Genomic DNA, 8,907 nt, shown 5'->3' with positions numbered 1-8,907 from the left:
TTTGAGCAAGTCAGAGATCATCCGCTGCCTCAAGCGCTACATCGCCCGTGAGGTCTTCGCCCTTCTGCAGCCGTCTGCAGCCACCGACCCCCTCGCTGCAGCCGCTTGACGAACCATAGGAGCATCCGTCCGCTCGGTCCTGCGGCGCCTGGACGTCCGAGCTCACGTCACCGCCGATCAGGGTCTGGTGCGCACCTTCGGGCGCGTGGTGCCGGCGCTCGTGACCGTCTCACGGCTGCTGGTGATCGCCCGGGTCACCGGGGGCCTCCCCTGCCCCCTGCGCGCCGGCGCTGGGAGGCCTTCCAGGGCATCCGCTCGGGGGCCTTCCTCGCCTCCTCCCCGCTCCTCGCCGCCAGCGTCACCGGCCAGGTGCGGTGAGCCCCGGCTCCGCCCGCGGTTGCGAGGGCCCGGGAACGCCGGTGGGCGGGCCCCCGCGCCGCGGGGACCCGCCCACCGGCGGAGGGAGGGGTGCGGTCAGCGGCGCAGGACCCCGCGGGCGATGCGGTTGCCGACGAACTGACCCACCTGCACGATGACGATGATCGTGGCGACGCTGACGTAGACGATGCCCCAGTCGTAGCGCTGGGAGCCGTACGTGATGGCGTAGTCGCCCAGCCCGCCGCCGCCGACGAGGCCGGCCTGGGCGGTCATGTCGACGATGCCCACGAAGATGAACGTGTACCCCAGCACGAGCGGGCCGAGGCCCTCGGGGACGACGACGCCGAAGAGGATCCGCAGCCGGGAGGCGCCGGCCGCGCGGGCGGCCTCCACCACACCGGGTTCCACCCCGACGAGGCTCTGCTCGACGATGCGGGAGACCGCGAACGCCGCGGCCAGCGCGATGGCGAACGTCACCGCCCCGGTGCCGATGGTGGTGCCGAGCACCGCGATCTGCAACGGGGTGACCGCCGCCAGGAAGATGACGAACGGGATCGGGCGGACGATGTTCACCACGACACCCAGGACGCCGAACACGACCCGGTTGCCCAGCAGGTGCCCGGGGCGGGTCGCGTACAGGGCGATCCCGAGCGCCAGCCCGAGGACGCCGGAGGCGACCATCGAGACCAGCGCCATGAACAGCGTCTCCCCGATGGAACCGACGTAGACGTCGAGCGTGCTGAGGAAACCCTCCACGTCAGACCTCCTCCTCGGCGCGCACGCCGGCCCCGCGCAGCGCGGCGAGCGCTGCGTCCACGGCGCTGTCGGGACCGGTGGCCTCGTAGGTGAGGGAACCGATGCGCCGCTCGCGCAGCTCCCCCACCCCGCCGTGCACGAGCTCGGTGCGGACCCCGGCGGTGGCGAACGCGTCGTCGATCCGCTTCTGCAGGCCGACCTCGTCGGTGACCTGCACCGTGACCAGGCGCCCGGGGTGGTGCTCGCGCAGCCGCACCAGCTGCTCGCGGGTGGGCCGGTCGTGCAGGACGCTGCGCACGAACCGCTGCGCCGGCGCGGTCTGCGGGGCGGAGAACACGTCGTAGACGTCGCCCACCTCGACGACGCGGCCGGCCTCCATGACCGCGACCCGGTCGGCGATCTGCCGCACGGCGTCCATCTCGTGCGTGATGACGACGATCGTCACGCCGAGCTCGCGGTTGACCCGCCGCAGCAGCGAGAGGACCTCGGTGGTGGTCTCCGGGTCCAGGGCGCTGGTGGCCTCGTCGGCCAGCAGCAGCGGCGGGTTCGTCGCCAGCGCGCGGGCGATGCCGACGCGCTGCTTCTGCCCGCCGGAGAGCTGCTCGGGGTGGGCGTGGGCGCGGTCCAGCAGCCCGACGAAGTCCAGCAGCTCGGCGACCCGTGCGTCGCGCCGCTCCCGGGGGACGCCGGCCACCTTCAGCGGGTAGGCGACGTTCCCGGCGACGGTGCGGGAGCGGAACAGGTTGAACTGCTGGAAGATCATGCCGATCTCCCGGCGGGCGGCCCGCAGGTCCTTCTCGGGCAGGCGCGTCAGCTCCCGCCCGGCGACGGTGACCGTCCCGGAGGTGGGTGCCTCCAGGGCGTTCACCAGCCGCACGAGCGTGGACTTGCCGGCCCCGGAGTACCCGATGACGGCGATGACCTCGCCGGCGTGCACGTCCAGGCTGACGTCGTCGACGGCGGTGACGACCCCGCCGCCGCGCTCGTACCGCTTGGTGACGCCCTGCAGGCGCACGATGGGGTCGGCCATCTCAGCCCTGCGCCGCCCGCGCGTCCTCCTCGACGTCCGCCAGCTGCTCCTGCAGGGTGGCGGGGTCGACGTCGCGCACGACGGCCTGCGGGTAGCTCTGCACGAACTCCTCCAGCACCGCGGGGTCGTGGATGAGCTGGGCGAGGTCCAGGTACGTCTGGTTGCCGGTGTCCTCGGCGCGGGAGACGAAGAGGTTCACGTACGGCACCGCGGACTCGCTCTCGGGGTCGTCCTGGTGGACGACGTCCTCGACGGGCAGCCCGGCGCTGGTGGCGTAGTTGTTGTTCACGACGGCGCCGACCACGGAACCGTTCTGCAGCGCACCGGCGGTCTGCGAGGCGTCCAGCGGGACGACCTCGACCTTCGCCTCCTGCACGTCCGCGACGGTGGAGAACGCCGAGCCGCCGTCGGCGAGGGTCAGCAGGCCCGCGTCCTGCAGCACGAGCAGCGCGCGCGCCTCGTTGATGGCGTCGTCCGGGATGGCGACCTTCGCGCCCTGCGGGAACTGCGAGGGGTCCTCGTACTGGGTGGAGTACAGCGGCAGCGGGTAGACGGCGGTGGAGCCGATCGGCTGCAGGTCGTCGTCGGCGGTGACGTTGTAGTCCGCCAGGTACTGGGTGTGCTGGAACTGGTTGAGGTCGACCTCGCCCTGGCTCAGCGCCGGGTTCGGCAGGCTGTAGTCGGAGAAGTTCACCAGTTCCACGTCGACGCCGAGGCGCTCGCTCGCGAGGTCGACGTAGGTGTTCCAGTACGGCTCGGCCTGGTCGGTGACGCCGATGCGCACGGTCTGCGTCTCGCCGGCCGCCGTGGTGGTGGTGTCGTCGTCGCCGGTGTTCCGCACGACGAGCACCACGATGATCGCGATGATCGCCAGGGCGGCGGCGCCGATGACGAGCGGCGCCTTGCTGCGGCCGGGCTTGTCGGGCAGGGAAGGAGGGGTGGCGGCGCTGGACAACTCGGGGCTCCTCGTGGGGTGGTGCGGGGTTCGGGTCCCCCGGCGCCGGGTCCGGCGGCGCGGGGGTCGGCAGGGGCGGGCGGTCAGCCGCCGGTGGCGGCGCCGCCCCGCGGACACGAGGGGGGCGTGGCGCGCGGGCTCACGACGGGTCGCCTCCTGATCGGCCAGGCCGGTCCGGCGCTGCTGCGACGGCACGGCCACACGCTTGCGGGGCGCACCGCCCCGCCGGGCTTTCACCTGGAGCACCCCACCGCGGACGAGGGTTGCCGGTCAGCAAGCCAGGGCTTGTCGCTGACGCTCGATGCCGTCGGGAATCGTAACGACGGGCCCGAGGGAGCGTCAAAACGCGGCGGGGCGCCCGGGGGCGGCCGCGCCCGGCGCCCGCACCGGCGCGCCCGCCGCCGCTTGTCGCGAGTAGGTTGCAACAAGCCCGCCCGCCGTCCCGCGCCCGCAGGAGGTCCCCGTGCCGTCAGCCGGCGCCCCGCCCCGGCGGCGCCCCGCCCCGCCCCCCCCTCCCCCCGCCCCGCGCGGGCGGCGGGCCCGGGCCCGCCGCAGCGCCCTGGTGCTGCTGGCGCTGGGCGCCCTGACCGGCCTCGCGGCGCTGCTCGGCGCGGTCGTGGGCGCCGTCGCGATCTCCCCGGCCGACGTGCTGCGCGTGGCCGGCCACCACCTCGTGGGCGTCCCGGCCCGGGTGACGTGGGACCCGGTCGTCGACGCCGTGGTGCACGACGTGCGCCTGCCCCGGGTCCTGCTGGGCCTGGCCGTCGGCGCCGGGCTGGCGGTGTGCGGGACGGCGCTGCAGGCGATGGTGCGCAACCCGCTGGCCGACCCGCAGCTGCTGGGCGTCAGCTCCGGCGCCTCCACGGGTGCCGCGGCGGCGCTGCTGCTGGGGGCCGGCGCCGGCTGGGGCGAGCACGCCCTGGCCGGCAGCGCGTTCACCGGCGCCCTGGCGGCCTCGGTCCTGGTGTACGCCGTCGCCCGCGGCGCCGGGCAGGTCACCTCGGCGCGGCTGCTGCTGGCGGGCGTCGCCGTCGGCTACGCGCTGCACGCGGCCACGAGCTTCCTCGTCTTCGCCTCCGGCTCCGCCGAGGGGGCCCGCTCGGTGACGTTCTGGCTGCTGGGCTCGCTGGGCCTGGCCACCCGGGGCGCGGCGCTGGGGACCGTGCTGGTGGTGGTCACCGCGACCGTGGCGGCCCTGACGGCGTGGGGGCCGCGGCTGGACGCCCTGGCCCTGGGCGACGAGACCGCGCGCGGCCTGGGGGTCTCCCCCGCCGCGTTCCGCACGCTCCTGCTGGCCGTGGTGTCGCTGTGCGTGGGGGTGCTCGTGGCCGCCTCGGGGACGATCGGCTTCGTGGGCCTGGTGGTGCCGCACGTGGCGCGGCGCCTGGTCGGCGGGGCGCACCGCTGGTCGGTGCCGGCCGCGGCGCTGCTGGGCGCGGCGTTCCTGGTGGCGGCCGACCTGCTGGCCCGCACCGTGCTGGCGCCGCAGGAGCTGCCCATCGGCATCGTCACCGCGCTGGCCGGCTGCCCGTTCCTGCTGTGGCTGGTGCGCGGCACCCGCACCGGCGCCTGATCCGTCCCGTGGAGGTCCCGTTGGACAACCCCCGCCCCACCCGGCGCGCGACCCTGATCGCGGCGGCCTGCGCCCTGCTGAGCGCCGGCTGCGGCAGCACCGGCAGCAGCGGCGCCGGTCCCGCGGGCGACCGGCTCGAACTGGTGAACTGCGGGCAGCCGGTGGTGCTGCGCACCCCGCCCGAGCGGGTGGTGCTGCTCAAGAGCGCCGCCGTGCCGTACCTGCACGAGCTGGGCGTCCTGGACCGCGTCGTCGCCCGCGCCGGGCTGTACCCGCAGGAGTACTACGACGAGGCGACGCGGCGCGAGCTGGACGCCGTGCCGCTGCTGACCGACCGCACCGACACCAGCGGGCACCTGCGCATCTCCCGCGAGGTCGTCCTGGCCCAGCGCCCGGACCTGGTGCTGGGCGAGGTCGACGGCCTGGACCGCGCGTCGCTGGCGGCCTCCGGGATCGCGCTGCTGGAGGAACCGGCGCTGTGCACGAGCGGCGACGGCGATCCCGGGTTCGACACCGTCTACGAGCAGGTGGAGCTGTACGGGCGCGTGTTCGAGCGCCCGGAACGGGCCGCGGAGGTCGCCGGGCGGCTGCGTGAGCGCGTCGAGGCGGTCCGTGAGCGGGTGGCGGCGGCCGGCGCGCCGCCGCGCACGGCTGCGGTGCTCTACCCGACGGTCGGCGGCGGCGTCACCTACGCCTACGGCGCGGCCAGCACGGCCACGCCGCAGCTGGAGGCCGCCGGGCTGCGCAACGTGTTCGCGGACGTGGCCGACCGGGTGTTCGAGGTGACGCCCGAGGAGCTGCTGGCCCGCGACCCGCAGGTGCTGGTGCTGCTGCACAGCGACGGCACCCCGGAGCGGGTGCGCGAGGCGGTGACGAGCCTGCCGGGGGCGGACGGCCTGACCGCGGTGCGCGAGGGCGACGTGCTGGTGCAGCTGTTCAACTTCACCGAGCCGGCGACCCCGCTGGCCGTGGACGGCCTGGAGCGCATCGTCGACGCCTTCGGCCCCGCCGCCGCGAGCGGCACCGCTGCGGGAGCCTCGTGATCCGCGCCCGCGGCGTGCGCTTCGCCCACCGGGGCCGCCCGCCGGTGCTGCACGGCGTGGACTTGACGGCCGCCCCGGGGCGCGTGCTGGGGCTCATCGGCCCCAACGGCGGCGGCAAGACGACGCTGCTGCGGACCCTGCACGGCTCGCTGCGCCCCTCCGCCGGCACCGTGCACGTCGACGGCGACGACGTCGCGACGCTGTCCCCCCGCGAGCTCGCCCGCCGGGTCGCGGTCGTGGCCCAGGACGGCGAGGGGGTGCTGCCGATGCCCGTGGCGGACGTGGTGCTGATGGGGCGCACCCCGCACCGCGGGGCGTTCTCGCGCACCACGGCCGCCGAGGAGGCCACCGCCGCGGCGGCCCTGGAGCGGGTGGGGGCCCTGCACCTCGCGGACCGGCTGATCGGCGACCTGTCCGGGGGCGAGCGCCAGCGCGTCCTCATCGCCCGGGCGCTGACCCAGGAGGCGCCGAACCTGCTGCTGGACGAGCCGACGAACCACCTGGACGTGCGGTACCAGCACGAGGTGCTGGGGCTGCTGCGCGGCCTGGGGCGCACCGTCGTGGTCGTGCTGCACGACCTGAACCTCGCCGCGGCGCACTGCGACGAACTGGTGCTGCTGGACGCCGGCCGCGTCGTCGCCGCCGGGGAACCCGGCGAGGTGCTCACCCCTGCGACGGTGGGCGCCGTGTACGGCGTCCGGGCCCGCCGCGTGGAGGACGAGGACGGCTTCCAGCTCGTGCTGCGGCCGGCGTCAGCGGGCGGGGCCGGTCCGCTCCCCGGCACGCTCGGCGCCCCCGGCGCGCTCGGCCTCAGCGGCGCGCACGGCCAGCACCGGTAGCAGCCACCAGCACAGCGCCACGAGCAGGGCGACGCCGCCACCGGCCACCGCTCCCGCGAGCCGGCCGCCCACGACGTCCACCACGAGCAGGACCCCGCCGGCGACGACGACCCCGACGGCGGCCAGCCCGGCCTTGGCGAAGCGCGTGCCCGCCTCCACCAGGCGCGCCTTGGAGCGGCGGCGGAACAGCGCCCGGTGGTACCCGACGGGTGCCACGAACAGCACGATGGCGATGACGGCCAGCATCAGCACGGCGACGTACACGCTGCGCTGGAAGGTGTCCAGCTCCTCGAAGCGCGACTGGAACGGCAGCGTCATGAGGAAGCCGGCCAGCAGCTGCACCCCGGTCTGCACGACCCGCAGCTCCTGCAGCAGCTCCACCCAGTTGCGGTCCAGCCGTTCCGTGGGGGTCTCGTTGCGCAGCGCGGCGTACGCGTCCTCGACGCCGTTGACCGGGTCGACCGTGCCCACGGGCTTCAGGCCGGTGCGCCGTCGTCGGGGTCGTCGAGCAGGGCGGGTTCCTCGCGCTCGTCGGCGTCGGCCGGTTCGGGCCGCTCGGCGGCCCGGCGCAGCCGCTCCTGCTCGGCGGCGTCCTCGATCGCCTCGACGTCGTCGGGGCGCGGCGCGGTCTGGGGCTGGAAGTCCTCGGCGCTCGTCTCGCTCACGCGCCCCACCTTGCCCCGATCACCGGCCGCCGTCGACCCGGTCGGCCTCCAGGGCCAGCAGCAGCCGCTTGGCGGCGGCGCCGCCGACGTACTCCCCGGTGCCGCCGTCGCTGCGCACGACGCGGTGGCACGGCACCAGCAGCGGCAGCGGGTTGCGGGCGCAGGCGGTGCCCACGGCCCGCACGGCGCGGGGGCTGCCGGCCAGGACGGCGACGCGTGCGTAGGTGGCGGTGCTGCCGTGGGGCAGGGTGCGCAGCGCGCCGAGGACGTCGCGGCGGAAACCGGCGGCCAGGGACAGGTCCAGCGGCAGGTCGAAGTCCCGGCGCCGGCCCTCGAAGTACTCCCCCAGCTCGCGCGCGGCCGCCTCCAGCCGCGCGGGGGCGTGCAGCACCCTCGGGCTCAGCCGCGCCGCGAGCGCCGCCAGCACCGCGTCGTGGTCCTCGCGGTGGAACGCCACCCGCACCACCCCGCGCCCGGTGGCGGCCAGCAGCAGCGGCCCCACGGGCGAGTCCACCGTGCGGTAGGCCACGTCCAGCAGGCCGTCGGCCGCGGCCCGCGCCACCAGGCCGGCCCGCAGCGCGGCCAGGTCCGCGCCCTCGCCCTCGCGCACGGCCTCGATCAGCTCCTCGTCCACCGGTCCCCCTCCTCCGCACCGTGCTCCTGCGCCGCCCACGTCCTGCGCAGCGCGGCGATCCCGTCGGCCGCCGCGCGCCGGGCCGCCGCGGGCGTGCCGCCCACCAGGGCGGCGACCTCGGCGTGCGGCAGCCCGGCGAGGTGGTGGTAGGCCACGCACCGGCGCTGCTTGGGCGGCAGCGCCGCCACGGCGGCCCACAGCCGCGCGTCGCGCACCGGGTCCGGCACCGGTTCCTCCGGCGCGGCGGCGTCGGGCACCCGCCCGGTCGGCACGGGCCGCCGGCGCGCGGCGCGGTGCGCGTCCAGCGCCTTGCGGTGCGCGATCGTCACCAGCCACGCCCGCACGTCGCTGCCCGCCGGCAGGGACGGGTAGGCGCGCAGCGCGGCGAGGAACGTCTCGGACCAGGCGTCGTCGGCGGCGTCGGGGCCGACGACGGCGCGGCAGACCCGCAGCACCACCGCCCCGTGCCGCTGCACGACGGCCTCGAACGGCTCCAGCGGCTCCACCGCGCTCCCCCTCACACCCCGTGGACGCCGCGGGGCGCCCTCGTGTGAGGTCTCCGCCGCGGCCGGCGTGGTCCACCGACGTGACGGCGCGGGCGCCGCTCAGGACGTGACGACGGCTTCGGCCTCGACCTCCACGAGCAGGCTCGGGTCGATGAGGGCGCTGACCTCGACCATCGTGGTGGCGGGCCGGACGTCGGCGAAGAACTCGCCGTGGGCGCGGCCGACCTCCTCCCACCGCGAGATGTCGGTGACCAGCAGGCGGGTGCGCACCACGTCGGACAGCCGCGCGCCGGCCTGCTCCAGCGCCGCCCGCACGCGGCGCAGCGCCTCGCGGGTCTGCGCCGCGGGATCCCCGGCGGTACCGGCGACGGCGCGGCCGTCCGGCCCGGCGGCGGTCGTGCCCGCCACCCACACCTGGGCGCCCACCCGCACGGCGCGCGAGTACCCCACGAGGGGCTCCCACACGGCCCCGGACGACACGAGGACCCGCCCACCCGGCTGCTGCTCGCTCACGCGGGCAGTGTGCCG

The 8,907-nt window shown here is 76.4% G+C and carries 11 protein-coding genes and 1 riboswitch; of the genes, 3 read left to right on the top strand and 8 right to left on the bottom strand.

Annotated features, from left to right (window positions below):
- Window positions 1–474 precede the first annotated feature (474 nt).
- From ACRYM0_RS02085 to ACRYM0_RS02075, 3 genes are all read right to left on the bottom strand, one after another.
- Window positions 475–1,074, bottom strand: a complete 600-nt coding sequence (locus ACRYM0_RS02085) for a methionine ABC transporter permease (RefSeq protein WP_432501656.1) — start codon at window positions 1,072–1,074, stop codon at window positions 475–477.
- Between the two features lie 61 nt (window positions 1,075–1,135).
- Complete coding sequence (locus tag ACRYM0_RS02080; protein WP_432501650.1) at window positions 1,136–2,164, bottom strand: methionine ABC transporter ATP-binding protein; 1,029 nt, start codon at window positions 2,162–2,164, stop codon at window positions 1,136–1,138.
- A gap of 1 nt (window position 2,165) precedes the next feature.
- Complete coding sequence (locus tag ACRYM0_RS02075; RefSeq protein WP_432501648.1) at window positions 2,166–3,119, bottom strand: MetQ/NlpA family ABC transporter substrate-binding protein; 954 nt, start codon at window positions 3,117–3,119, stop codon at window positions 2,166–2,168.
- A gap of 196 nt (window positions 3,120–3,315) precedes the next feature.
- Window positions 3,316–3,425: riboswitch (SAM riboswitch) on the bottom strand.
- 157 nt (window positions 3,426–3,582) lie between these two features.
- Here ACRYM0_RS02075 and ACRYM0_RS02070 point away from each other — a divergent pair.
- The 3 genes from ACRYM0_RS02070 to ACRYM0_RS02060 are packed head-to-tail and all read left to right on the top strand — an operon-like array spanning window position 3,583 to window position 6,574.
- Window positions 3,583–4,692: a FecCD family ABC transporter permease gene (locus tag ACRYM0_RS02070; RefSeq protein ID WP_432501646.1), complete on the top strand. Its 1,110-nt coding sequence runs from the start codon at window positions 3,583–3,585 to the stop codon at window positions 4,690–4,692.
- A 20-nt stretch (window positions 4,693–4,712) separates the two neighbouring features.
- Complete coding sequence (locus ACRYM0_RS02065; protein ID WP_432501644.1) at window positions 4,713–5,735, top strand: ABC transporter substrate-binding protein; 1,023 nt, start codon at window positions 4,713–4,715, stop codon at window positions 5,733–5,735.
- Window positions 5,732–6,574, top strand: a complete 843-nt coding sequence (locus ACRYM0_RS02060; protein WP_432501642.1) for an ABC transporter ATP-binding protein — start codon at window positions 5,732–5,734, stop codon at window positions 6,572–6,574. Before ACRYM0_RS02065 ends, ACRYM0_RS02060 begins: the two co-directional genes overlap by 4 nt.
- Here the strand turns inward: ACRYM0_RS02060 and ACRYM0_RS02055 are convergent.
- The 5 genes from ACRYM0_RS02055 to ACRYM0_RS02035 all read right to left on the bottom strand — a co-directional run bounded on the left by ACRYM0_RS02055 (window position 6,488) and on the right by ACRYM0_RS02035 (window position 8,892).
- Window positions 6,488–7,045, bottom strand: a complete 558-nt coding sequence (locus ACRYM0_RS02055) for a DUF6328 family protein (protein ID WP_432501640.1) — start codon at window positions 7,043–7,045, stop codon at window positions 6,488–6,490. The genes ACRYM0_RS02060 and ACRYM0_RS02055 overlap by 87 nt on opposite strands.
- A 5-nt stretch (window positions 7,046–7,050) precedes the next feature.
- Window positions 7,051–7,239, bottom strand: coding sequence for a hypothetical protein (locus tag ACRYM0_RS02050; RefSeq protein WP_432501639.1), 189 nt, complete (start codon window positions 7,237–7,239; stop codon window positions 7,051–7,053).
- 19 nt (window positions 7,240–7,258) lie between these two features.
- On the bottom strand, window positions 7,259–7,873 hold the full coding sequence (locus ACRYM0_RS02045; RefSeq protein WP_432501636.1) for a methylated-DNA--[protein]-cysteine S-methyltransferase: 615 nt from the start codon (window positions 7,871–7,873) through the stop codon (window positions 7,259–7,261).
- Window positions 7,858–8,379, bottom strand: coding sequence for an RNA polymerase sigma factor (locus ACRYM0_RS02040; RefSeq protein ID WP_432501634.1), 522 nt, complete (start codon window positions 8,377–8,379; stop codon window positions 7,858–7,860). Before ACRYM0_RS02040 ends, ACRYM0_RS02045 begins: the two co-directional genes overlap by 16 nt.
- A gap of 99 nt (window positions 8,380–8,478) precedes the next feature.
- A complete protein-coding gene (locus tag ACRYM0_RS02035; RefSeq protein ID WP_432501632.1) occupies window positions 8,479–8,892 on the bottom strand; it encodes a RidA family protein in 414 nt (137 codons plus the stop codon).
- Between the last annotated feature and the right edge of the window lie 15 nt (window positions 8,893–8,907).

Source organism: Kineococcus arenarius subsp. arenarius (assembly GCF_050871845.1).
Taxonomy (GTDB): domain Bacteria; phylum Actinomycetota; class Actinomycetes; order Actinomycetales; family Kineococcaceae; genus Kineococcus.
This window is presented reverse-complemented; position numbering and strand designations above follow the sequence as displayed.

What these genes read in the sequence shown, in the direction of transcription:
- ACRYM0_RS02080 (WP_432501650.1), bottom strand. Translation starts at nt 2,164, where the DNA reads ATGGCCGACCCCATCGTGCGCCTGCAGGGCGTCACCAAGCGGTACGAG.
- ACRYM0_RS02085 (WP_432501656.1), bottom strand. Translation starts at nt 1,074, where the DNA reads ATGGCGCTGGTCTCGATGGTCGCCTCCGGCGTCCTCGGGCTGGCGCTC.